We start from the raw sequence: 23,346 nt of genomic DNA, 5'->3' as shown, positions 1-23,346 counted from the left end.
TGATACAATGATATTTGTCAATATAAAGGTGCGCTGATGTTAATTTTGGAATTGATAAATGTCATGCTGAAATCCTTCCCGTTTAATTAAATTTAATTGCCCCCCCTCATATAATTTAAGACTTTAGGAATGGAACGTTTAAAAGACAAAGTTGCGGTCATTACCGGAGGTGCCGGGGGAATTGGTCTGGCCACTGCAGAAACTTTTCTTCAGGAAGGGGCAAAAGTAATGTTAGTGGACCTAAATGAGCATGAATTAAAAGAACGGGCAGCTGCTCTGAAAAATGATAATGTCATTTATTTTGCAGGCGATGTTTCGCATGCAGCAGATGTGAAAAAATATACTGAAGCTTGTATTAATTACTTCGGAAAGATCGATATCTTTTTCAATAATGCGGGGATAGAAGGAGTATTCTCCCCAATATCAGAATATCCTGAAGAAGTCTTTGATCGGGTCATCGCGGTAAACCTGAAGGGTGTTTGGTTAGGCTGTAAGATCGTTATTCCTAAAATGACAGATGGCAGTAGCGTGATCCTGACCTCTTCCGTCGCAGGACTTAAAGGATTTATAAATTTAAGCCCTTATGTAGCTAGTAAACATGCTGTTACCGGGGTCATGCGTACCATCGCCCTTGAGTTCGCCGAACGTAGGATTCGTGTAAATTCTATTCATCCGGGACCGGTCAATAACAGGATGATGCGATCTATTGAAAAACAGATCTCTCCTAATGACCCAGATGAAGCTGAAAAAAGTTTTGAATCAATTATTCCTTTTAAACGGTATGCTGAAAATAAAGAAATTGCAAACCTTGCACTTTTCCTGGCTTCAGATGAAAGCGCATATCTCACAGGTACCACCCAGGTTATCGATGGCGGAATGAGCATTGTTTAATTGGTTGCTCCAGCTCGTTTAAGGAGCTGGGTCAATCCCAGCCCAACCAGGGCGAAAATTACTATTATCGTTAATTGTTCTAATGATAGAGGAACCAGTGAAAGAACTTCCTGAGTGATAGGGATTAAATAGACCAGTATTACTATTCCCAAGGAGAATAGCAATGCAGCCCATACCCATTTGTTGGAAGTGACCTCATTCTTAAAGAATGATCTATGCCGTTTTGGTAAATTAAATACGTTTAATAATTGGGCAAGGATTAGAGTGTAAAATGCCATATTATTAACCACTTCCTTAGAACTCTCCTTAAAATGCCAGGAATAGATGGTCACTGCAATTACAGTTGCGGTGATGGTTAGCCCGTAGATAATAGTGGAGATCCAATGTTTTTTGGTAAGCAGGGATTCGCTGGGATTCCGCGGTGGCTGCTCCATCACTTTTTTGTCACCTCTTCCTACTCCAAGGGCCAGGGCTGGAAAAACATCGGTTACTAGATTTAAGAACAGGATCTGTAATGGCAGTAAAGGTAAGGGGAGGTTTCCCAAAGAGGCGACTGCTACCGTGATGATCTCGGCAAGATTACATGATAGCAGGTACACCACAAATTGCCTTATATTTTCAAAGATGGTGCGGCCTTGCCTTATGGCAAGTTCGGTTGAGGTGAATTTATCATCCATGAGGATCACATCGGCAACTTCTTTGGCTGCCTCGGTACCACGAATCCCCATTGCGATCCCAATATCAGCCTTTTTGAGGGCAGGAGCATCATTCACGCCGTCGCCGAGCATTCCCACCACTTTATTATTCTTTTGATAGAGATTTATAAGATCGAGTTTTTGTTTGGGAGCCATGCGAGCAAAAATGGTGGCTTGTAATACCTTTTTTTCCATCCCTGCAGACATCTTGTCGTATTCCGGAAGGTCGCCACCGTGAATTACTTCCTGCATTCCCTCTTGAAGATCGAAAAGGCCTATTTCTTCTCCTATTTTTCGTGCTGTATCGGGATGGTCCCCGGTGATCATTACTACTTTTATACCTGCATTTTTATAGGTGGTGATAGCCTGGCGAATATCGTTTCTAGGAGGATCCAGAAAAGCGGTAATACCAATAAAGACCAGGTCTTCAAAAACGGCGTTTTTGCCGGGTGGTTCTTTTGTCTTTCTTGAAGCGAAGGCTAAGATCCGCATTCCAGATGCTGCCAATGAATTAGCCTTTTGTATCCATTTTTCTTTATCTGAAAATGCTATAATACTTCCGTCCTCTTGTAGAATGTTGTCGCAAGAATCTATTATACTTTCCAAGGCACCTTTTACAGCTATAAAACATTCTCCGTTATTCGTATGGATCGTAGCCATTTTTTTAATGTCGGCATCAAACGGGATCTCTTTAATTCTCACGAATTGGTCTTTAATCTCTTGCCGGTCAAATCCTATTTCTTCTGAAAAGTTCAATAATCCGACTTCAACAGGATCACCAAATATTTTCCCTTCATTTTTTTTGCCATTATTGCACAAAACCGCCACCTTCAATAATTCGCGGAAATTTTCTTTTTTCAGAATATGTTCAGCGGTATGTTTATCACTCCATTCTTTTGGGCCCAGTTCATTTCCCATGATGAGGACTCTGTGCACAGCCATCTTATTTTCTGTAAGAGTCCCGGTCTTGTCTGTGCAAATAATTCCGGTAGCTCCCAAAGTTTCTACCGCTTCCAGCTTTTTGATCACAACCTTCCGGTGGCTGAGTTTCAACATACCACGGGCAAGGGCGATTGTGGCCACAATTGGTAGCCCTTCAGGAATGGCAGCAACGGCAAGGGCAATTCCGGTTTCTATCATTAAGAACAGGTCTTCTCCCTTTAAGTATCCTGTAACGGCAATGATCACGGTTAACAAAATGGTAAGCCATATGAGCTTGTGGCTTAATTTGGAAAGTTTGCGTTCAAGAGGTGTCCTAACTTTGGTGGCTTCACGAGTAAGACGACTTATTTCTCCAATTACTGTCGCATCACCGGTGGCCGTGACAACTGCTTTCCCACTTCCCCTGGAAATAATGGTACCTTTAAACAGCATATTGGATCGATCTGCCAACACTGTGTTCTCAGCCAAGGGTGCAATATCTTTCTCCACCTGATTACTTTCTCCAGTTAAGGCTGCTTCTTTGACCGCAAGGCTTTGCTCGCCAAGTAAGCGGGCATCTGCAGGCACTACATCGCCCGCATTCAGTATAATGATATCCCCAGGCACCAAAAATTGCAGATTCAGATGTTTTTCCTGCCCGTCTCTAAGGACATTGGCAAAAGTTTCGACAAGTTTTTGGAGCGCCTCTACAGAACGGATTGCCTGCCATTCCATAAAAAATCCTATAGAAGCTGTGATGAGGATCACAATCAGTACCGCAAATCCTTCCAGGATCTCATTGAATAGAAAAGCAAGTAAGGTAGCCCCGGAGAGCACATAGATCACCGGGTCCAGGAATTGTTCCAGGAAAATGATCCAGGTCCTTTTCGGGCGGGTCTGTAATAATCGGTTTTTTCCGTACTCAAGCAGCCTTTTGTCAGCTTCAGCAGAGGTGAGTCCGACCCCGGGATCAACCTGTAGCCTTGAGATTACATCTTCTGCGGTTAAGCTGTGGGCCTTTTTGATCATGGATAGTCGTTTAACTACGGGAATATTCTAATTTACAAACAGGGTTGTTTCTCTTCAATGATATTTATCAATGGGCTTTTCTGTTGAAAAACTTATTCTTAAATTAGGTATAAATCCTGACATTTCAGGTAATTACAAATGGAACCTTAATATTCGAGCATGATCCTGACCCTAACCATAAATCCCGCCCTTGATCTTTATTCCCGTGTAGAAAAAGTATTTCCGGGAGAAAAACTAAGATGTGAAAAAGCAAAGATCGATCCCGGTGGTGGTGGTGTCAATGTATCACGAGTGATCCATCGTCTTGGAGGGGAAACCACTGCTCTCTATACCCGCGGAGGCTATACGGGAGAGATATTTAAAGATCTCCTGGAAAAGGAGGAGGTGAAACAGGATACTGTGGAGATCGCAGGTTCCATTCGGCAGAATATTGCCGTGACAGAAACATCAACAGGAGAATTGTACAGGTTCGGATTTCCGGGGCCTTCCCTGACTGAAATTGAATATCAGGATGTACTTACCAAATTAAACTTATACAAAAAAGCAGATTTTTGGGTGGCTAGTGGGAGCCTTCCGCCGGGTGTACCCGAAGATTTCTATGCCCGGGTGGCGGAAAAGGCCAGGAAAGATGATGTGAAACTTGTTCTTGACACTTCAGGAAAAGCATATTCAGGTATTTTAAGAGAAGGGGCATACCTGCTCAAACCTAATATGAATGAACTGGAAGACCTTGTAGGTGAAAAAGCAGAAGATGAACAGCAACAAAAGGAACTGTTGTTACAGGTGCTGGAAAAATATCCAATAGAGGTAATTGTTTTGTCATTAGGCTCGAAAGGGGCCTTGCTGGCGACAAAAGGAAAGGTGCGACATTTTCCTGCTCCGGCAGTAGTGCCGATCAGCTCAATAGGAGCGGGTGACAGCATGGTTGCAGGAATGGTATTCAGCCTTTCACGTGGAGATGAACTTGAGAAAGCTATTCTTTACGGTCTTGCCTGCGGCAGCGCTACCATTAAATCTCCGGGCACCGAGCTTTTGAAACAGGAGGATGTTGAACCGCTCTTTAATAAGCTCCTGAATGAGGTGCAATTAAATGATCTTACCTAAAAAAGAGTTGTTGTGGCTTCCAAAAAGAAATTGAAGGTTCAAGATGCCTATAAAAAAGAGTTTTCGCAAGTAGCGGAACAGCTCGCTGCTGATCCTGAAAATGGGCTGTCTAAGGAAGAAGCTCATAAAAGGTTGAAGAAGTTCGGGCGTAATAAATTGAATGAGAGTAAGAAGCGAAGTATTTGGGATCTGATAATTTCCCAGGTGAATAATCCGGTTATCTATCTTCTGACGGCAGCAGCGATCCTCGCTTTCAGTTTCGGAGATCTGCCCGAAGGCATTGCAATTCTTGTCGTACTTCTGGTTAACACCATCATTGGTTTCTGGATGGAATTCCAGGCGCAAAAATCTATGGAAGCCATTCGAAAGATGGATAGAATAGAAGCGAAGGTCATTCGGGGCGGGCACCACGACCAGATCGATGCTGAAGAAGTGGTGCCGGGAGACCTGTTGCTTTTTGAAGCTGGTGATCTGGTTCCTGCCGATGCCCGTATCGTAGAGGCGACCGAGCTTAAGCTGGATGAATCTCCACTTACGGGGGAATCCGTTCCTGTTGATAAAACTTCTGAGGTATTAAATGAGGATAAACAGGTGGCAGACAGAACGAATATTGTCTACAAAGGAACCGCTGTTACAGCAGGGAAAGGCAGTGCCCTGGTATTTGGAACGGGAATGGATACCGAAGTTGGAAATATTTCTTCGCTGGTTGAGGAACAGGAGAAAGATGAGACCCCTCTCACCAAAAAACTGAATAAACTTACCACAAACCTTATATGGGTTATCCTGGCTATGGCTGCTGCTTTTTTCCTCATAGGATGGCTTGCAGGGAAGGAAATGTATCAACTGGTTCAAACGTCTATCGCCTGGGCCATTGCAGCCATACCCGAGGGATTACCTATTGTGGCCAGTATTGCGCTGGCTCGGGGAATGTTCAGGTTGTCAAAAAAGAACGTTCTTATTAAGAAGTTGAGCGCCGTTGAGACCCTTGGCGAGACGACCGTGATCTTTACAGACAAGACGGGCACCCTTACAAAGAACCAGCTTACGGTAGATACTTTATGCCTGCCAAATGATCAATTACTTAAAGTGGATTGGCATTCAAAAGAAAAACCCGAGGTTGAGGGAGGAGATAGGGAGGAGGATGAAAATTATAGACAGATCCTTAGGATCGCAGTTTTGGCCAACGATGCTTCCCTTTCCGAAGAAGATGAGGAGACGGGCAGGAATGAGGATGAAGAAAGTGACAAATCTGCAGCCAAAGGCGATCCACTGGAGATAGCCCTGTTGGATCTGGTAAATAAATTAGATTCCGGACTTTTTCAGGAATTACAAGGGCTTGAAAGGGAGCTTCATGATCCTTTTGATTCAGATTCCATGGTAATGGGTACCGTCTATGCCGAGAATGATGCTTATTATGTGGCCGGGAAGGGTTCTCCAGATGCTATTTTAGATCGCTGTAAAATGATCCTGAAAGACGGAGAAAACCGGGATTTTTCAAAAGAAGAAAAAGAAAAATGGAAGAAGAGGAACAATCAACTTTCTGAAGACGGCCTCCGGGTATTGGCTTTCGCCTACAAAAATACCGATATCCTGCCCGAAGGGGAGGAAGCCGAAGACTTTCTTCATGAGCTTGTTTTTGTGGGACTTATCGGTTTTCTGGATCCTCCCCGTAAGGAAGTGGCAGATTCCATGGAAGTTTGCAAAGAAGCGGGTATTAAAGTAGTGATGGTAACAGGAGACCATCCTGGAACCGCCAAAAATGTAGGTAAACAGGTACACCTTTTTTCTGAAGAAGAAGATGATGAAACAGCAGTAATGCACGGTAAGCAACTGCAGAAGGAAATGGATAACAACAATCATGAGAAACTATTGGATACTCTGGTTTTCTCAAGGGTTGATCCTGAGCAGAAGTTGATACTTATTAAACACTTCCAGGAACAGGGGGAGATTGTCGGAATGACAGGAGATGGGGTGAACGATGCCCCTGCACTGAAAAAAGCCGATATAGGGATCGCAATGGGAAAACGCGGAACGCAGGTTGCGCAGGAAGTCTCAGATGTGGTGCTCAAAGATGATTCTTTTGATTCTATTGTGGTGGCTATCAAACAGGGGCGTATCATTTTCGGGAATATCAGGCGGTTCGTCATGTACCAGCTTTCCTATCACCTTGGGGAGATCCTTTTGATCGCTCTTGTCAGTTTTACATTATTCATTCTGCCCATCTTGCCATTACAGTTGCTCTTTCTTAACTTACTATCTGATGTTTTTCCGGCACTGGCACTGGGAGTAGGGGAAGGAACCGAGCAAGTAATGAAAATGCCTCCCAAGGATCCGAAAGAACCGATTATCACTAAAAAGAACTGGTTACAGATTGGAGTATACGGGTTGATCATTGGTGTATCGGTTTCAGGGGCATACTTTTATGGGCATTTCGTATGGGAAGGCTCAAAAGAGATAAACAACAATATCGCCTTTTTCAGCCTTGCTTTTGCACAGTTCATTCATGTGCTGAACATGCGGGAGGCCAAGGAAAATGTGTTCAACAATCAGGTGACCCGCAACAAATTCGTTTGGCTGGCAGTGATTTTTTGTGTGACAGTCCTATTGGTGGCCTATAATATCCCGTTTCTGGCAGATGTGTTGTCATTCGTGTCTATGGGAAGGAAGGAATGGATCCTGATCGCTGTAGCCAGCATACTGCCAACTGTTCTTATTCAGATAATCAAATTATTCAGAAAGGATTTTTAATTAGCAAATTCAAGAAATAAACATGAAATACGCGCTACAAGCAGCAATATTTGACCTTGACGGAGTTGTAACTAAAACCGCCAACCTGCATTCAAAAGCCTGGGGAATGGCCTTTGAGAAATATAACGGCCGAAGAATACAAGAGGGAAAAGAAAGTTTTGAGTCATATGACCCCAGGGTGGATTACCCAAAATATATAGACGGGATACCTCGATTTGATGGGGTTAGAAACTTTTTGAAGTCCAGGGATCTTGAGCTTCCCGAGGGTACTCCCGGAGATAACGAAAATGACGAGACCGTTTATGGATTGGGAAATCAAAAGAATGAATTGTTCCAGGAACTGATCAAAAAGGAAGGGGTTACAGTGCTTGAAAGAAATGTAGAGGTGATCAAGGCCTGGAAAGAAAAGGGAATTAGAACGGCGGTTATCTCCTCCAGTAAGAATTGTAAAATGATCCTTGAAAAGGCCGGTTTAGAAGACCTTTTTGAGGTAAGAGTTGATGGTGTGGTTTCCGAAGAAATGAATATTCCGGGAAAGCCCGCGCCGGATATCTTTTTAAAGGCTGCGGAAGAATTGGGAGTGAAACCGGGGGAAACCTTGATTGTAGAAGATGCCCAAGCCGGAGTTGAGGCCGGTAAAAAGGGGAATTTCAGACTGGTGATTGGTATCATCAATGCTTCAGGTGAACAGGAACTTTTAAAAGCAGGTGCAGACATCGCGGTAAATGACCTTCAGGAGTTGGATTTGGAATTCAAAAATCCGAAAAAGACGAATTCCTTACCATCTGCTTTAAAGTGCTTTGGAGAGCTTTCAGACATATTTAAAAAAGAGCAGCCCATGTTGTTCCTTGATTTTGACGGTACCCTTTCACCAATTGTGGAGCATCACAAGGACGCTCGAATTTCAGAAGAAATGAGAGAACTGGTATTTGAATTATCGAAAAAATATAAGGTGGCGGTGGTAAGCGGACGCGGGCTGGCAGATGTTAGGGAAAAAGTAGCCCTTCCTGAAATTTATTATGCCGGTAGCCACGGTTATGAAATTTCAGGTCCTAATGGTTTCTCGAAAGATCACGAGGAAGCCGTGAAGGTAATGCCTGTGTTCGATGAGATCGAGCCAATTTTGAAGGACCGTCTAAGAGATATCTCGGGAGTTGATTTTGAGCGGAAGAAATTTACACTTGCCATCCATTACAGGCAGGTCTCGGCTGAGCAGGAACCAAAGGTGCATAAGATCGTTTCTGAGGTTCTTAAAGATCATCCAAAAGTGCTTCCGGCAGGAGGGAAAAAGGTGATCGAGATTCGACCTGATATAGACTGGCACAAAGGAAAGGCTGTTGAATTCCTCAAGCAGCAGTTGAGCAATGATAAAGATCCGCTGTCGGTTTATGTGGGAGACGATGTCACAGACGAAGATGCCTTCAAGTTTGTGAGTCATGGTATAGGGATACTAGTAGGGGAACACGGGCAGGATACCTATGCCGATTATCATCTTGAAAATATTCACCAGGTGGAACAATTCTTAAGAAAAATGTTGGAATGATCGTAACATCATGGAAAAGTGGAAAATAAAATATTCAGACTATAAACCGGAAGATGAAAAACTTCGGGAAGCCCTGTGCACATTGGGAAATGGATATTTTGCAACCCGTGGATCCATAGAAGGAAGTATAAATTCAGATCTACATTACCCTGCCACATATTTGGCCGGAGGTTACAATCGCCTGGAAACAGAGATACAGGGGAAGGTTATCGAAAACGAAGACCTGGTTAGGTGGCCAGACTGGACTATTTTGAAATTCAAACCTGAGAACGGAGAGTGGTTCGATATTGAAAGTGTCGATCTAATCTTATTTGAACAGGAATTGGATCTTAAGGAAGGTTATCTGGAACGGAAGATCCTATATCGTGATAAGGAGGAACGGGAAACCATGCTAATCAGCCGGCGTATAGTAAGCATGCATAATATGCATCTGGGAGCTATAGAATGGCAAATTATTCCGCAGAACTGGTCGGGAAAGGTAACTGTACACTCGGCTTTGGATGGAGGAGTGGAAAATAACGGAGTTGCCAGGTATCGTGCTTTGAACAGCAAACATTTGAAACTTCAGGATAAAGGAAATTATGAGGAAGATTCCATTTTTTTAAAAGTGAACAGTAATCAGTCGGAGATCGTGATGGCCCAGGCTGCCAGGACTTCGGTATTTTTTGAGCTTTATGACTCCTTCATAGAAAGAGAAACTTTTATCAATGAAACATATGTCGCTCAGGAGTTAACTTTTGAAGTCAGGGAATTAAAAAAAGTAAAAATAGAAAAGATCCTTGCCCTGTACACGTCTCGTGATAAAGCTATTTCAGACCCATTGACCGAAGCCAGGAAAACTGTAAAAAGAACCACTTCTTTTGCCGAACTTGAAAGATACCATTGCCAGGCCTGGAGGGAACTCTGGGGGCAATGTGATATTTGCCTCGAAGCCGATGATGGGGAAGACCAATTGCTGCTGAGGTTCCATATTTTTCACCTGTTCCAGACCTTTACTCTAAATACTATAGACCTGGATTCCGGAATACCTGCCCGCGGTTGGCATGGAGAGGCCTACAGGGGGCATATTTTCTGGGATGAACTATATATTTTCCCATTTTACAATATCAGTATTCCTGAGCTAACCAGGGCGCTCTTGATGTACAGGTTTCGCAGGCTTCCCGAAGCCCGTTATGCCGCTGAGAAGAATGGATTTGAAGGGGCTATGTTCCCGTGGCAAAGTGGTAGTGATGGCAGGGAGGAAAGTCAGGTGATACACTTGAATCCTGAATCTGGCCGGTGGCTTCCTGATAACACCTACCTCCAAAGACACGTGAATTCAGCGATCGCCTATAACGTTTGGCAATATTTTCAGGCCACGGGCGACCTCCAGTTCCTGTCTTTTTATGGTGCCGAATTAATGCTGGAGATTGCACGGTTCTGGGCAAGTAAGGTCAAATATAATAAGGAGAATCAGAAATATGAGATCCATAATGTGGTGGGACCAGATGAATATCATACTTCCTATCCCGGAGCGGAAAAGCCCGGATTAAATAATAACGCGTATACCAATTTTATGGCAGTATGGTGTCTTATTCACGCTAAAGAAGCCCTTGAAAGACTGAATACCCGGCGTGCAGAAGAATTAAAGGATTTTTTAAATATTTCTGAAGAAGACCTGGTTCGATGGGATACTATTAGCCGGAATATGTTTATTCCGTTCATTCAGCAAGGAAAGATTATTGAACAATTTGAAGGCTTTGAGGAACTGGAAGATCTTGACTGGGAAAAATACAGGCAACAATATGGTGAAAATATTCGCTTAGACCGGGTTCTGGAAAGTGAAGATGATAATGTCGGAAATTATAAGGCTGTCAAGCAACCCGACGTTCTTATGTTGTTCTATCTTTTTTCTGCGGAAGAGCTTTCAGAAATATTTGGGCGTTTAGGCTATGATTTTGATACTAAAGAACAAATACCACTCAATATTTCATATTACCAGGAGATCACCTCTCACGGTTCAACTTTAAGTAAGGTCGTTCATTCATGGGTATTTGCCCGTTCCCACCGGGAGCGTTCCTGGCATGACTTTAAAAAAGCCCTTATTAGCGATTTTAATGATATTCAGGGCGGAACGACCCCCGAAGGAATCCACCTTGGGGCTATGGCCGGTACAGTAGATCTTATTCACCGCTGTTATACCGGACTGGAATTCAAAAAGGAGTGTCTTTACTTCAATCCCCGGTTGCCTGATAATGTAAAGAGAATAAAATTCAGGTGTCGTTATCGTAAACACTGGTTGGAAGTAGATCTCACTCCGGAAAATCTATGTCTTAAAAGCCACGGTGGCTGGCAGGATGTGATCCGGGTAATTGTAAATGAAGAGGAGTTTAAAATGATCAAAGGAGAAGAACGTATCATCGCCTACAACAAGTAGGTTTCTTTTTTAAAACTTCAATTTTAGGAATTAGCCAACATTTTGGAGAGGATTATATTCCTAATTTGTCTGGAAAATCAAAAAGATGAAATGGAAAGGCAGACGACAGAGTTCAAATGTTGAAGACAGAAGGGGGAAATCAACCGGTGGGAAAATTGCTATAGGTGGAGGGATCATAGGTTTGATCTTTTTGGCGATCCAGTTGTTTTCAGGAGGTGATGCCACTGAAGTCATTAATCAGATCCAAACCCAGGATACAGTTACCGAATCCCGGGAACTTACTGCGGAAGAGAAAGAACTGGGGGATTTTGCGGCTACCGTCCTCGCAGATACGGAAGATGTATGGAATACAATTTTTGAACAGAACGGTTCCGATTATGCCGAGCCCGGGATGGTACTGTTTACTGATGCGGTACAAACTGCCTGCGGTGGCGCTTCTGCGGCCTCAGGGCCTTTTTATTGTCCTGCCGATCAAAAAATATACATGGACCTTCGCTTTTTTGAGGAGTTAAAAACCAGATTTGGTGCTGAGGGTGGTGATTTTGCCATAGCCTACGTGATCGCACATGAGGTAGGGCACCATGTTCAAACCCTTTTAGGAACCTCTTCAAAAGTGCGGCAATTGCAACAGGGTGTGAGCCAGGCTGAAGCCAATGAACTCTCTGTAGCCTTGGAGTTACAAGCCGATTTTTACGCAGGGATCTGGACAAAACATAACCAGCAATACCTGGAGGAAGGTGATATTCAGGAAGCTTTGAGTGCGGCAAGTGCGGTTGGAGATGATGCCATTCAGCGTAAAACCCAGGGCAGGGTAGTACCCGATTCTTTCACTCATGGAACTTCAGAACAGCGTATGAAATGGTTCACAAAGGGTTATAGAACCGGGGATGTCCAGCAAGGAGATACTTTTCAGGCTGTTTTAAATTGATCAGGATTCGGCGTCATTGATATTCTGGATGCCTTTCAATAAAGCATCGGGGTTAAACGATATACTGTCAATGCCTTGCTGGACCAGAAAAGAAGCGAATTCGGGAAAATCGCTGGGTGCCTGTCCGCATAACCCGATCTTCCTGCCGGCTTTTTTGGCTTTTTCAATTGCCAGGGCGATCATTTTTTTTGCCGCTGAATTATTTTCGTCGAAAAGTGAAGCCATTAACTGGGAATCTCGGTCAATTCCTAAAGTGAGTTGCGTGAGGTCATTTGAGCCTATTGAAAATCCGTCAAAGTATTGAGCGAATTCTTCCAGCAATATTACATTGCTGGGTATCTCTACCATCATATAGACCTCGAGATTCTGATCACCTTTTTTCAACCCATTTTCGGCCATGATTTCCAGGACCTTTTTACCTTCTTCCACGGTCCTGCAAAATGGGATCATGACCTTCAGGTTCTCCAATCCCATTACTTCCCGTACCTTTTTTATAGCCTTGCATTCAAGGCTGAAACCATCTTTGTAAAGTTCGTGATAATAACGTGACGCCCCTCTAAAGCCAAGCATGGGATTTTCCTCTTTTGGCTCAAATTGAGCGCCTCCCACGAGGTTTGCATATTCGTTGGTTTTAAAATCACTCATCCTAACGATCACTTCATTGGGATAAAATGCCGCCGCCATGGTCGCGATTCCCTGGGCCAGCTGGTCGATAAAATAATACTCCTTTTTCGCGTAGTTTTCTGTGAGATCCTCGATCATTTTTTTCGCATCCCTGTCCTGAAGCTCATCGAACTTCAACAATGCCATAGGATGAACCTTCACCATATGGGTGATGATGAACTCCATTCTTAAAAGGCCGACCCCGTTATTAGGATAAAATGATAGTTCAAATGCTCTTTCTGGGTCTGATAGGATGAATTTGACCTCTGTTTTCGGAAGTTTTATCTCACTTAGATCTAATTCTTCTTTTTCAAATTGCAGACTGCCTTTATAGACAAAACCTGTTTTTCCTTCTGCACAGGAAACAGTAATGAGGTCACCATCCTTAATATTTTGGGTTGCGAAATAAGAGCCAACAATAGCCGGCACTCCCAATTCGCGCGCCACGATGGCTGCATGGCTCGTGCGACCTCCCCGGTCTGTGATGATACCGGAGACCCTTTTTAAGATAGGATCCCAATCGGGACTGGTAGTTTCGGTGATAAGGATGTCACCTTCTTTCAATTTATCTGCGTCCCTGGGAGAATCCAGCAATCTGGCTGTGCCGACGGAAATTTTTGAACCTACCGCATTACCTTTAACCAGGACTTCTCCCTTTTCTTTAAGGTGAAATTCGTATTGTTTTTCTTCGTGGCCAGCGCGATGAACTGTCTCTGGACGGGCCTGGGTGATAAAAAGTTCTTCTGAAATCCCATCTTTGGCCCACTCAATGTCCATAGGTTTCTTATAATGCTCCTCAATTGCGACAGCCCATTTCGCCAGGGTTAGGACTTCTTCGTCCGGCAGGACAAAGGTATCCTGTAAGCTGGCTTTGGTCTCGATATTTACAATGGAGGAATGACTATTGGAGGAGGCATAGACCATTGTCTTCTCCTTTCGACCGAGTTTTTTCTGAATAATGGCATTTTTTCCCGCTTTTAAGGTGGGCTTAAATACATAAAATTCATCTGGGTTCACAGTGCCCTGAACGATATTCTCGCCCAGTCCCCAAACTCCCGAAAGCAAGACCAGGTTTGTAAAACCTGATTCGGGTTCAATGGTAAAACCAACTCCCGAGCAACCTTTATCTGACCTGACCATTTTTTGAACGCCCACCGAGAGTGCGACTTCACGATGTTCAAACCCCTGATCTTCCCTATATTTTATTGCCCGGTCTGTGTAAAGAGAGGCGAAACATTTCTTGATCGCTTCTTTGAGGTGCTCAGTCCCTGTTATGTTCAGAAAAGTATCATGTTGACCGGCAAAACTAGCCTGTGGAAGGTCTTCTGCCGTTGCACTGCTTCGAACGGCTACCTGCTCGTCGTTGTTCTTTCCAAGAGCAGAATAAGCTTCGTCGATCGCGTTGGAAAAAGTAGCTGATAATTCCCCTTTTAGAATCAGCTCCCTGGCTGCCTTTCCCTGGTCATGGAGATTAGCGAATTGATCTCTATCGAGATCTCTCATTAGCTGGTTCAATTTTTCTTCCAGTTGGTTCTCTTTCAGAAAGAGCCGGAATGCTTCCGAAGTAGTAGCGAAACCATCTGGTACCTTTACACCTTCTGAAGAAAGCTCATTGAACATTTCCCCGAGGGAAGCGTTCTTTCCACCTACCAGGGGTACGTCTTCGATAGTTATTTCTGAGAATCTTTTGATCAGCTCTCCCATTTTGAACGATTTTTAATGCTAATACAATACGACCTGATACCCGATATTCAAAAGGAAAATACCCAGCAAAAACAGCAGGAAATAGATGACCTGAATGAGCTTGATATTTATGATCGCTATTTTTTTACTGGTGTGAGTTGGGAAAATGAATAATCCAAGTCCCGTAAACAGGGCAGTCCAGCCAAGAAGGGTGATAATAAATTTCCAGTTGGGTTCCCATACATTGTGGAAAAGCACACTTAAAAGCCCCATGATGATCGCGATGAATGCAATGAGGATCTGGAATTTCTCATCCCTAAGGTCTGCGTTGATCTGCCTGATCCTGTCGGGATTAAAACTTAGAATAAAGAAGAAGATCAACAGATACCAACCCCAGAATTTCGCTAAAAATATGGAGATGTCCATTTTCCCGGGTTTTTATTAGACTCTTCAAGTTACTATCTCTAAAGGGTTTAAAATATGATATATGTCATTCACAAAGGCCCGTTTTTCGGCTAAATTTGATCAAACTCTCCTTATGTTTCGGCAAATTTCCATATTACTCTTATGTATGACCCTTATTTCCTGTTCGGGGAAAGAGGATAAAATCTATCCTAAAAAAACCATGATTACCGAATCGGTTTATTCTTCAGTGACCATCCAACCAGACAGCCTTTACCAGGCTTTCGCTATTGTAAACGGCATTTTGGATGAGAACCTGGTCGAAGAAGGAGATCCTGTGAAGAAAGGGGATCCCATCGCACAGATCATTAATAACACCCCAAAACTGAATGCTGAAAATGCTCGAATGACACTTGAGCTGGCAAGAAAAAATTATAGCGGGGATGCCACTGTTCTCAGTGGTATAGAAGATGAGCTCAAGGCAGCGGAACTTCAGTTCATTAATGACTCTATAAATTATAACCGCCAGAAAAAACTCTGGGCCCAGGGTATAGGTTCCAAATCTGCATTTGAATCAAGGCAACTGGCATATGAGATCTCATTTTCCAACCTCGATAGACTTCAAAATAAATATAAACGTACCAGGAACGAATTAAGGACTTTATTACAACAGGCAGAGAATAATTACAGACTCTCTCAAATTAATACAACCGATTTTACTGTAAAAAGTAAGATCAACGGGAAGGTCTATGCCCTTCATAAAAAAGAAGGTGAGATCGTTACCACCAGTCAACCTATAGCTTCGGTGGGCTGTGCAGATAATTTTGTTATTGAGATGTTGGTAGATGAGGTTGATATTGTAAAGATCCAAAAAGGCCAATCGGTACTGTTGACACTTGATTCCTATCCCGGGGAGGTATTTCAAGCTGAGGTAAGCAAGATCTATCCAAAAAAAGATGAACGAAATCAAACCTTTCTGGTAGAAGCAATTTTTGAAATTGAGCCAAAAGTTCTTTATCCCGGGCTTTCTGGGGAAGCAAATATTATAATCTCTCAGAAGAAAGATGCCCTGGTCATTCCTCGCAATTACCTTAAAGAGAATGACAGCGTTTTAACCGAAGAAGGGTTCGTTAAAGTGAACACTGGCTTGTCGAGCCTGGATTCCGTTGAAATTAAGAACGGAATAACTTCAGAAACAGCAATTTTTAAGCCCGAGGAATAATGAAGAGATCGGTCATTTTAAGCATTGCTAAAACACATATGCTTAGCAAGTTCAAGCAGACGGTTATTGCTGCTCTTGGAGTGACCTTTGGTATTGGTTCCTATATTACCCTGGTAAGCTTTATGACCGGGCTCAATCACATGCTCGACGATCTTATTCTCAATCAAACTCCCCATATTCACATTTTCAATGAGATTGAACCTTCCAAAGAGCAGCCTGTTTCACTATATGACAGTTTCAAGGACTCGTTCAATGTGGTGCATTCTATTAAACCCAAACAAACCCAGAAAAAGATCCATAATGCCCAGCCCATTATAGAGCACCTAAATAATGATATCCGGGTGAGAGGCGCGGTGCCACAAATCAAGACCCAAATATTTTATATAGCCGGATCTATTGATTTTGGCGGAAACCTTACCGGTGTCGATATTCTGCAGGAAGCTGAACTTTTCAGTTTAAAAGATTATATAATCGAAGGTAAACCTGTTGATCTACATAATACTACCAACGGAATTATCCTGGGAGTTGGTGTGGCCGAAAAGTTGTCTTTGGAAGTAGGGGAGCGGGTCCAGGTAAATACCGTGAAGGGAGAAACTTTTCCTCTGAAAGTGGTAGGAATTTATCAGAGCGGGATCACAGAGATCGACAATATTCAGAGTTTTACGAATCTCAAAACCGTCCAGCGCCTCCTGGGAGAACCTGAAAATTACATCACTGATGTCAATGTGAAATTATTTGACATAGAGGAGGCTGGTCCCATGTCTAAAGAAATCGAAGATCAATTTGGACTAACGGCTATTGATATAAAAACAGCCAATGCGCAGTTTGAAACGGGAACTACCATTAGAAATCTTATTACATACGCTGTTTCTTTTACCTTGTTAATCGTTGCCGGCTTCGGAATTTATAATATTCTGAACATGCTGATTTATGAAAAGATGAATGATATAGCCATTTTAAAGGCAACAGGGTTTTCCGGAAGGGATGTGCAACTGATCTTTATGAGCCAGGCGTTGATCATTGGGGTAATAGGAGGTATGCTTGGCCTGTTGATTGGTTATATACTTTCAGTGATGATAGATCATACGCCTTTTAATACCGAGGCCTTACCAACGATCACGACATATCCCGTGAATTTTGATCCGTGGTTCTATGTAATTGGGATCAGCTTTGCGATCGTTTCTACATTCTTGGCGGGGTACTGGCCTTCTAAAAGGGCAAAAAATATAGATCCTGTAAGAATAATCAACCGGCTTTAGGATGAAAATACTGGAGGCAAAACATATTGACAAGCATTTTAAAAAACCTGTTTTATTCCATGTTTTAAAGGATATAAATTTCTCCGTTAACAAGGGAGAATTTGTTTCGGTTATGGGTAAATCGGGATGTGGGAAATCTACTTTATTATATGTTTTATCGACTATGGATACAGATTATTCGGGAGAATTATTCCTGAATCAAGAATTGATAACCGGTCGTTCCCCTAATTATCTCTCTAAGCTTCGCAATAAACACATCGGATTCGTTTTTCAGTTTCATTATTTACTCTCAGAATTCACGGTTCTTGAAAATGTAATGTTACCGGCACGTAAGTTGGCTGAAAAGACTTCAGAAGAGATCGAACATAATGCTCTAGAAAAATTAAGAATGCTTGATATTGAAAATCTTGCTTTGAAGAAAGCCTCCCGAATTTCGGGAGGTGAAAAGCAACGTGTAGCGATCGCCAGGGCCTTGATCAACGATCCCGCTATAATAATGGGAGATGAGCCAACCGGAAACCTGGATACACATAACTCAGAAAATGTATTTAATATCTTCAGGCATTTAAGTGATGATCATGAGCTTTCACTTCTCATTGTTACTCACGATGAAGATTTCGCCAAAAGGACAGACAGGATCATTCAAATGGAAGACGGTCGTATTTTGAAATGAGAATTAAGATCAGGATTGTAATCTATTCCCGTCACGTGCAAGGTCAACCAATGAAAGTCCCCTTCCGGAAGCTTCCAGATTACTTTACATTTTGAGGGAACGGTTAAGCCATCGAAAGTCGCCGATTCCAGCACATCAATTCGCCAGGTATGTTTTTGAGACTCTTTTTCACCGCCATAAAATCTTTGTGCTTCAAAGGATCGCAGGGAACCATCAGCCGAAAACTCAAAAAGCCCTTCTAACGGGGACTCGGCCTGGTGAAAAATGGCTTTTACACTAGAATTATTAATAGGTATCCATTTGATGTAAGGTTCGCGGGCTGCAAAAGGAAACCAGCAAAGTTCTCCCAAAAAGCGAATTTTACTTCCGGAATCAATTTTATGATTTTCCTTTTCATTTACAATATTCAACAGAGACTCTAACTTTATTTTCATTTCACCTTTTCCGTCAAGTAATTTGTCACGGCCATCCAGATAGATGAATGGTAAGGCTGTTACCCGTGAGGACCAAAGAAATGCTGGGTTGACGGTATTAAAATACTGTTCTGCCTGGAAAGGCATCCATTTACCTTTAGGCTTAATTCTCAGTTCCCCTTTTTGAGTTAGATGAACGATGGGAATATTCGTTCTGTTAATAGCTCCCGATACTGTCAACCACTTTTGGACCGGAGGAGGAAGGGAGGCCGGATCCTTTATTTTTTCAAACCTTTCCCGCTGATGGATTACTGTAGAAATTTCATTGAAAGTTTTTTGTTTGAAACTAAAGGAACCTTGAGCACTGAGAGCAACCCCAAGAATAATTAAGTTTGCCAAAGTTCCAAAACGAGCATCGTCCCAGTGTAGGTTAATTAAGACTTGTGACAGAATCACGCCGCCAATAACAATAGCCGGCCATAAATCATTTTTCTGAAGGTACAATACAAAACCTGCAAGCAGTAAAACGCAAGCTAGTGCCCAAATTCCGCCTTCAGGCTTCGATATATTTTTCGAAATCTGAGAAATATATTCAGGTTTAAACGCTTTTACAAATCCGAGCAGATGAATTAGGCTGTGAAGTAGTAACAGAAGGGCGAAAAGAAATTTCATTTATATCGGGTTAAGTTATAGAGATCACTTTAAGAAGGTGAGTCTTCGTCCCCGTCATTTTGGTCTTCAGGAGCATGAAGAATGAATAATGGAATATCAGTAGCATAGATGATCTTGGCAAGTTGCGAACCAAAAATCCTTTCCAGAAACTCCTCTTTTCTTACAGGTAATATATTCATGTCAATCTTCATAGACTGAACAAACGTACTTATGGCTTCAGGAAAAGGCACTTCTGTAACTTTATGAAAAGAAGGGTTATATATCTCAAAGGCCTGTTTTAGCTCAATTTCTGTTTGTTGTATCTCGTCTTCAGATATTTCAGGATCAATATTATCAAGGATCTCCAGAGAGAAAGAGTGGTTACCTATTAAATCCAGCAGCGGTTGTATAGTAGTTTGCTTTAAGTCTATGGAGTAATCCAAACTTAAGAGGATCCTTCTAAGAGTATGGAATTTAGCCTCTACGGGAATTACCAGAAGTGGGGAATTTACATTTCTAATGACCCTAAGGGTGTGACTTCCAAAAAGTTTTTCCTGGGTACCTGAGGCTCCGTCGGTTCCCATAATGATCAAATCAATCAATTCCGCCTCAATTAACTTATTGATAGAATCTGTGAAGACATCATAATCTGAAATCGCTTTATAGGTGTAATCCTCTCCTGCGCAGGAATTTTCCATTTTAGCGATCAATTGTTCCAGTTTGGTCTTACTTTCTGTAATTAAGATGTCATAAACAGATTTGTCTGCGGAAGCTTTCATAAGGTCTCCGCTGGTATATTTCCAGGCTTTATAGACGCTTAAAAGATGGAAAGTGCAACTGGTGCCATGGAAAAGTCTTAAGGCATATTGAATTGCATTTTTTGAGGCCGGAGAAAAGTCGGTAGGCAGTAGGATGTTTTTCATGGCTCATTGCTTTAGACATCTTTAATTTAAGGCTTAAATGGCAATAAAACCAATGATGAATATCATTTTTAGGAGCACATCAATAATCAAACTTTTCAACCTTCCTAGTCTCACCCGCATCCATTCCCTCTAAAAATTCATTCCCAATGCGAACTCTCACTAGTCTGAGAGTTGGAAAACCAACAGCAGCGGTCATTTTCTTTACCTGCCTGAATTTCCCTTCTCGTAAAGTTATAGAGATCCAACTGGTAGGTCCGTGTCTGTCATCTCTTATCTTTTTGGCCCTTTCCGGGAAGGAGGGAGGTGAAGTGAGAATTGAAGTTTTACAAGGGCTGGTGATGTATTTTTTACCCTGGATCCCGATTTCAACCCCCTGCTGCATTTTAGTGATCGCATCTTGAGTAATGAGGCCGTCTACTTGCACATAATATTCTTTCTCGACCTTGTTCCCGGTTATTTCAGCACTTACTTTTCCATCTGTGGTTAGCAGCAGCAATCCTTCCGAATCTTCATCAAGTCTTCCAATAGCCATTGTTCCCTCTGGAAAATCACTCAATTCGCCTAGTAATTTTTTATTACGCCTAGTTTTTTGTTGAGTAATAAATTGACTTAAAAAACCGTAAGGCTTGTAAATTTTGAAATGGTATTCCATTGAAACTGGCTTTGAAGGCGAAAATACTAAAATGAGGAATTATTTAAAATTGATTATTTTACAGTATAAATCTATAAATCAAGAGTTTAATTTTAACAATTGTGTGAAAATCGGTGAATTATGTAATTAAAATCCTCAAAAATCACCAAAAGTGGGTATTGTATTGCGGCAAAGCTTGTAGTATTTTTACAACATGAAATTAGTCAGATGAACAATCTAACTGATGGAATAAAAAATCGGGGGTGTAGGGGCCCCGATTTTTTTTTTATATTAAATCGAAGGCGTGAGCATATTCTGTAAACTCGTACGTCGTATTAATTTCCAGTTTCTTCTTGATATTTTTTCGATGTGTATTGACGGTATCAACCGTAATGTGCAATTCTTCAGCAATTTCAGCAGAACTTTTTCCTAGAGCAACTAAGCGCAGCACCTCTTTGGCCCTGGACCCAAGTGAAATGAATTTCTGAAGATTCTCTCTGAAGAACTGATTCTCAGCTAATAACCTTTCCGCTTTATTGGGTATATGTTTCATTTGATCTACTGGAAAGGCAACAGTGACCAGGTGAGTAGGTCTGCCGTCAGGAGCTTGATGGAAGATTCGAATGGAGCTAATGTGCCAAACCCATTCATCACGATCTCTGAACTTCACTTGTTGGAAGAAGGTAAAAGTCTCGTCTGGATCTCTACTTTCTAACAGTTTGTGTAGTTTTACCATGAAACCTTCCATGTCTTCATTATTAAAAAATCGTTCATGGTACTTCGGCCCAATTTGCATAAGCTCATTTAAACTTATACCTAATTGCTGCAAGCCATTAGAGGTCATGAAAATAGATCTGAAATCTGAAATATCCTCGCCTAGTTCATGGATGACGACGACCCCAGGCATAGATTCAGCACATGAAGCGAACTTTTCTATTTTTTCATTAAGTGATTTCACAGAATAGAGTTTAATGAATAAATATTAATTTTTTAGGATTTTGCACTTTATATGTCCTAAAAAAACTGAAAATGTTACATTTAAAATTAAATAAAAATTTATGTATATATTAAATTAAGTCATAAGATCTTGCATACTTGGTAAAGTCGTAAGAAGTTGAAATATTTAATTTCTGTTTAATGAGCTTTCGGTGAGAATTTACCGTGTGGGGAGAAATATTCAGAGTTTCAGAGATTTGATTCGTACTATTGCCTAATGCAACTAGTTTTAAAACTTCAATTGCCCTGGGACTTAAGGAAAGAAACTTTTTTAAATGGGTTTTTGAAAAAATGCTTTCATTAAGAAGTTTTTCGGCTTTTCGAGGAATGTGTTGGAAATGCCCCAAAGGGAAAGCGATAGTAATTGTATGGGTAGTATTGCCTGCCGCATCTTTATGAAATGCTTTAACAGATGAAACATACCAGGAATAATTCTTCTCATTACTCAGCTGCACTTGATGAAAGATTGAATAGGTTCCCCATTCCTTTTCCTCATTGAGCATCTCTTCAAGAGACTCTAGAAAATCGACCATAAATTTATCATTAAGAATGATGCGTTTATAATCGGTTCCTAATGAGACTAGATCATTCAGACTCATGCCTAAAAGTTTCAAACCCTTAGACGACATATAAAGAGGACGGAATCCCTTAAGCTCATGTATTACCACCACGCCCGGCATCAATTCTGCAACAGGTGCAAAGTCATTAATCTTTTTCTGAATATTCATAGCTCGCGCAAATAACAGAAAATTTTATTAAAACATTAATTTTTGTTCGGTGTCTTTGGGTTTTTAGGTAGAAATATTTCGTTCTTTAGGTCTTTAGTTGTTTAATTTTCAAGAAGTTTAATTAATTCTTTGGCTGCTTTTTCTGCGGAAGCCGGATTTTGTCCGGTCACTAACTTTCCGGATACCTTTACTTTTGGAGTAAAAGGCAAGGTGGCAGAAGAATATTTTGCACCCAAAGTCTTTAATCTATCTTCCAGACTAAAGGGAATATTATCTCGTAAACCCACCATTTTTTCCTCGGTATTTGAAAAGGCCGTTACTTCCTTGTCAATGAGTAATTCGGGTTCTTCAATGGCAGCGGTCAACAGCGCAGCAGGGCCGTGACATATCGCGCCAATAGGTTTTTGATGGCGGTAGAAATCTATTATCAGGTTGGCATTGATCTCATCAGTGGCCAGGTCTCCCATAGGCCCATGTCCCCCCGGATAAAATACCGCGTCAAAATCATCCGGGTTTATATCCTCTAATTTTATGGTGAACTCAAAGGCTTTCTGCGCCTTTTCATCTTTTTTATACCTGCGGTTTGATGAGGTTATATTTTCGGTTAGTTCGCTTCTGGGATCCACAGGCGGGGTTCCGCCTTTTGGGCTTGCCAGGGTGACCTCATAACCTTTATCGATGAATTCATAATAGGGATCGGTAAACTCTCCCAGCCACACCCCGGTTTTAGAGTCGGTATCAACCAGTTCACTGTGCGAAGTAAGCACCATTAGTATCTTTTTCATCTCTTAAAATTTGGTTAGATACTGAAGATAAGAACTTTAGCG

General features: G+C 41.9%; 18 protein-coding genes. 9 read left to right on the top strand and 9 right to left on the bottom strand.

The genetic code is table 11. The features are described from left to right. Positions 1 to 129 precede the first annotated feature (129 nt). A complete protein-coding gene (locus tag ACFQ1G_RS08925; RefSeq protein ID WP_380738743.1) occupies positions 130 to 891 on the top strand; it encodes an SDR family NAD(P)-dependent oxidoreductase in 762 nt (253 codons plus the stop codon). Here the strand turns inward: ACFQ1G_RS08925 and ACFQ1G_RS08920 are convergent. Continuing rightward, on the bottom strand, positions 888 to 3,536 hold the full coding sequence (locus ACFQ1G_RS08920; RefSeq protein WP_380738741.1) for a cation-translocating P-type ATPase: 2,649 nt from the start codon (positions 3,534 to 3,536) through the stop codon (positions 888 to 890). The genes ACFQ1G_RS08925 and ACFQ1G_RS08920 overlap by 4 nt on opposite strands. A gap of 159 nt (positions 3,537 to 3,695) precedes the next feature. Between ACFQ1G_RS08920 and ACFQ1G_RS08915 the strand changes: the two genes are divergently transcribed. The 5 genes from ACFQ1G_RS08915 to ypfJ all read left to right on the top strand — a co-directional run bounded on the left by ACFQ1G_RS08915 (position 3,696) and on the right by ypfJ (position 12,275). Then, positions 3,696 to 4,640 (top strand): 1-phosphofructokinase family hexose kinase, encoded by a 945-nt coding sequence (locus ACFQ1G_RS08915; protein WP_380738739.1) that lies wholly within the window; start codon positions 3,696 to 3,698, stop codon positions 4,638 to 4,640. Positions 4,641 to 4,652: 12 nt separating this feature from the next. Beyond that, the gene (locus ACFQ1G_RS08910; protein ID WP_380738737.1) at positions 4,653 to 7,388 is read left to right on the top strand and encodes a cation-translocating P-type ATPase; all 2,736 of its coding nucleotides are present in this window, start codon (positions 4,653 to 4,655) and stop codon (positions 7,386 to 7,388) included. A gap of 22 nt (positions 7,389 to 7,410) precedes the next feature. After that, positions 7,411 to 8,931: a trehalose-phosphatase gene (gene otsB, locus ACFQ1G_RS08905; protein ID WP_380738735.1), complete on the top strand. Its 1,521-nt coding sequence runs from the start codon at positions 7,411 to 7,413 to the stop codon at positions 8,929 to 8,931. Positions 8,932 to 8,941: 10 nt separating this feature from the next. Further along, the gene (locus ACFQ1G_RS08900) at positions 8,942 to 11,347 is read left to right on the top strand and encodes a glycoside hydrolase family 65 protein (RefSeq protein WP_380738733.1); all 2,406 of its coding nucleotides are present in this window, start codon (positions 8,942 to 8,944) and stop codon (positions 11,345 to 11,347) included. 85 nt (positions 11,348 to 11,432) lie between these two features. Continuing rightward, positions 11,433 to 12,275 carry a KPN_02809 family neutral zinc metallopeptidase gene (ypfJ, locus tag ACFQ1G_RS08895; RefSeq protein WP_380738731.1) on the top strand — a complete coding sequence of 281 codons (843 nt, stop codon included), beginning with the start codon at positions 11,433 to 11,435 and terminating at the stop codon, positions 12,273 to 12,275. Here ypfJ and ppsA read toward each other — a convergent pair whose 3' ends face one another. Further along, positions 12,276 to 14,642: a phosphoenolpyruvate synthase gene (gene ppsA, locus ACFQ1G_RS08890; protein ID WP_380738729.1), complete on the bottom strand. Its 2,367-nt coding sequence runs from the start codon at positions 14,640 to 14,642 to the stop codon at positions 12,276 to 12,278. 18 nt (positions 14,643 to 14,660) lie between these two features. Continuing rightward, positions 14,661 to 15,047: a hypothetical protein gene (locus ACFQ1G_RS08885; RefSeq protein ID WP_380738727.1), complete on the bottom strand. Its 387-nt coding sequence runs from the start codon at positions 15,045 to 15,047 to the stop codon at positions 14,661 to 14,663. 61 nt (positions 15,048 to 15,108) lie between these two features. Between ACFQ1G_RS08885 and ACFQ1G_RS08880 the strand changes: the two genes are divergently transcribed. From ACFQ1G_RS08880 to ACFQ1G_RS08870, 3 genes are read left to right on the top strand one after another with little or no spacing between them, the layout of a single operon-like run. Beyond that, positions 15,109 to 16,245, top strand: coding sequence for an efflux RND transporter periplasmic adaptor subunit (locus ACFQ1G_RS08880; RefSeq protein WP_380738725.1), 1,137 nt, complete (start codon positions 15,109 to 15,111; stop codon positions 16,243 to 16,245). Then, on the top strand, positions 16,245 to 17,504 hold the full coding sequence (locus ACFQ1G_RS08875) for an ABC transporter permease (RefSeq protein WP_380738724.1): 1,260 nt from the start codon (positions 16,245 to 16,247) through the stop codon (positions 17,502 to 17,504). Before ACFQ1G_RS08880 ends, ACFQ1G_RS08875 begins: the two co-directional genes overlap by 1 nt. A 1-nt stretch (position 17,505) precedes the next feature. Further along, positions 17,506 to 18,177 (top strand): ABC transporter ATP-binding protein, encoded by a 672-nt coding sequence (locus ACFQ1G_RS08870; RefSeq protein ID WP_380738722.1) that lies wholly within the window; start codon positions 17,506 to 17,508, stop codon positions 18,175 to 18,177. On the opposite strand, the gene ACFQ1G_RS08865 is transcribed toward ACFQ1G_RS08870, so the two are convergent. The 6 genes from ACFQ1G_RS08865 to ACFQ1G_RS08840 form a co-directional block, all read right to left on the bottom strand. After that, entirely contained in the window at positions 18,147 to 19,262 is a 1,116-nt protein-coding gene (locus tag ACFQ1G_RS08865; RefSeq protein ID WP_380738720.1) for a DUF6920 family protein, read from the bottom strand. The genes ACFQ1G_RS08870 and ACFQ1G_RS08865 overlap by 31 nt on opposite strands. A gap of 29 nt (positions 19,263 to 19,291) precedes the next feature. Beyond that, positions 19,292 to 20,164, bottom strand: a complete 873-nt coding sequence (locus ACFQ1G_RS08860) for a universal stress protein (protein WP_380738718.1) — start codon at positions 20,162 to 20,164, stop codon at positions 19,292 to 19,294. Positions 20,165 to 20,243: 79 nt separating this feature from the next. Beyond that, positions 20,244 to 20,816 carry a pseudouridine synthase gene (locus ACFQ1G_RS08855; protein WP_380738716.1) on the bottom strand — a complete coding sequence of 191 codons (573 nt, stop codon included), beginning with the start codon at positions 20,814 to 20,816 and terminating at the stop codon, positions 20,244 to 20,246. 265 nt (positions 20,817 to 21,081) lie between these two features. Further along, complete coding sequence (locus ACFQ1G_RS08850) at positions 21,082 to 21,753, bottom strand: response regulator transcription factor (RefSeq protein ID WP_380738715.1); 672 nt, start codon at positions 21,751 to 21,753, stop codon at positions 21,082 to 21,084. 109 nt (positions 21,754 to 21,862) lie between these two features. Next, positions 21,863 to 22,519: a response regulator transcription factor gene (locus ACFQ1G_RS08845; RefSeq protein ID WP_380738713.1), complete on the bottom strand. Its 657-nt coding sequence runs from the start codon at positions 22,517 to 22,519 to the stop codon at positions 21,863 to 21,865. Between the two features lie 101 nt (positions 22,520 to 22,620). Continuing rightward, positions 22,621 to 23,304 (bottom strand): type 1 glutamine amidotransferase domain-containing protein, encoded by a 684-nt coding sequence (locus tag ACFQ1G_RS08840; protein ID WP_380738711.1) that lies wholly within the window; start codon positions 23,302 to 23,304, stop codon positions 22,621 to 22,623. Between the last annotated feature and the right edge of the window lie 42 nt (positions 23,305 to 23,346).

The organism is Salinimicrobium gaetbulicola (assembly GCF_042676025.1).
GTDB classification, from domain to species: domain Bacteria; phylum Bacteroidota; class Bacteroidia; order Flavobacteriales; family Flavobacteriaceae; genus Salinimicrobium; species Salinimicrobium gaetbulicola.
The sequence above is the reverse complement of the archived record's forward strand: the minus strand, read 5'-3'. Positions and strand labels throughout refer to the sequence as shown.

Coding starts and splice junctions, on each gene's coding strand:
- ACFQ1G_RS08845 (WP_380738713.1), bottom strand. CDS start 22,519: ATGAATATTCAGAAAAAGATTAATGACTTTGCACCTGTTGCAGAATTG.
- ACFQ1G_RS08925 (WP_380738743.1), top strand. CDS start 130: ATGGAACGTTTAAAAGACAAAGTTGCGGTCATTACCGGAGGTGCCGGG.
- ACFQ1G_RS08860 (WP_380738718.1), bottom strand. CDS start 20,164: ATGAAAAACATCCTACTGCCTACCGACTTTTCTCCGGCCTCAAAAAAT.
- ypfJ (WP_380738731.1), top strand. CDS start 11,433: ATGAAATGGAAAGGCAGACGACAGAGTTCAAATGTTGAAGACAGAAGG.
- ACFQ1G_RS08855 (WP_380738716.1), bottom strand. CDS start 20,816: ATGGAATACCATTTCAAAATTTACAAGCCTTACGGTTTTTTAAGTCAA.
- ACFQ1G_RS08875 (WP_380738724.1), top strand. CDS start 16,245: ATGAAGAGATCGGTCATTTTAAGCATTGCTAAAACACATATGCTTAGC.
- ACFQ1G_RS08870 (WP_380738722.1), top strand. CDS start 17,506: ATGAAAATACTGGAGGCAAAACATATTGACAAGCATTTTAAAAAACCT.
- otsB (WP_380738735.1), top strand. CDS start 7,411: ATGAAATACGCGCTACAAGCAGCAATATTTGACCTTGACGGAGTTGTA.
- ACFQ1G_RS08900 (WP_380738733.1), top strand. CDS start 8,942: ATGGAAAAGTGGAAAATAAAATATTCAGACTATAAACCGGAAGATGAA.
- ACFQ1G_RS08885 (WP_380738727.1), bottom strand. CDS start 15,047: ATGGACATCTCCATATTTTTAGCGAAATTCTGGGGTTGGTATCTGTTG.
- ACFQ1G_RS08865 (WP_380738720.1), bottom strand. CDS start 19,262: ATGAAATTTCTTTTCGCCCTTCTGTTACTACTTCACAGCCTAATTCAT.
- ACFQ1G_RS08915 (WP_380738739.1), top strand. CDS start 3,696: ATGATCCTGACCCTAACCATAAATCCCGCCCTTGATCTTTATTCCCGT.
- ACFQ1G_RS08880 (WP_380738725.1), top strand. CDS start 15,109: ATGTCATTCACAAAGGCCCGTTTTTCGGCTAAATTTGATCAAACTCTC.
- ACFQ1G_RS08840 (WP_380738711.1), bottom strand. CDS start 23,304: ATGAAAAAGATACTAATGGTGCTTACTTCGCACAGTGAACTGGTTGAT.
- ACFQ1G_RS08920 (WP_380738741.1), bottom strand. CDS start 3,536: ATGATCAAAAAGGCCCACAGCTTAACCGCAGAAGATGTAATCTCAAGG.
- ppsA (WP_380738729.1), bottom strand. CDS start 14,642: ATGGGAGAGCTGATCAAAAGATTCTCAGAAATAACTATCGAAGACGTA.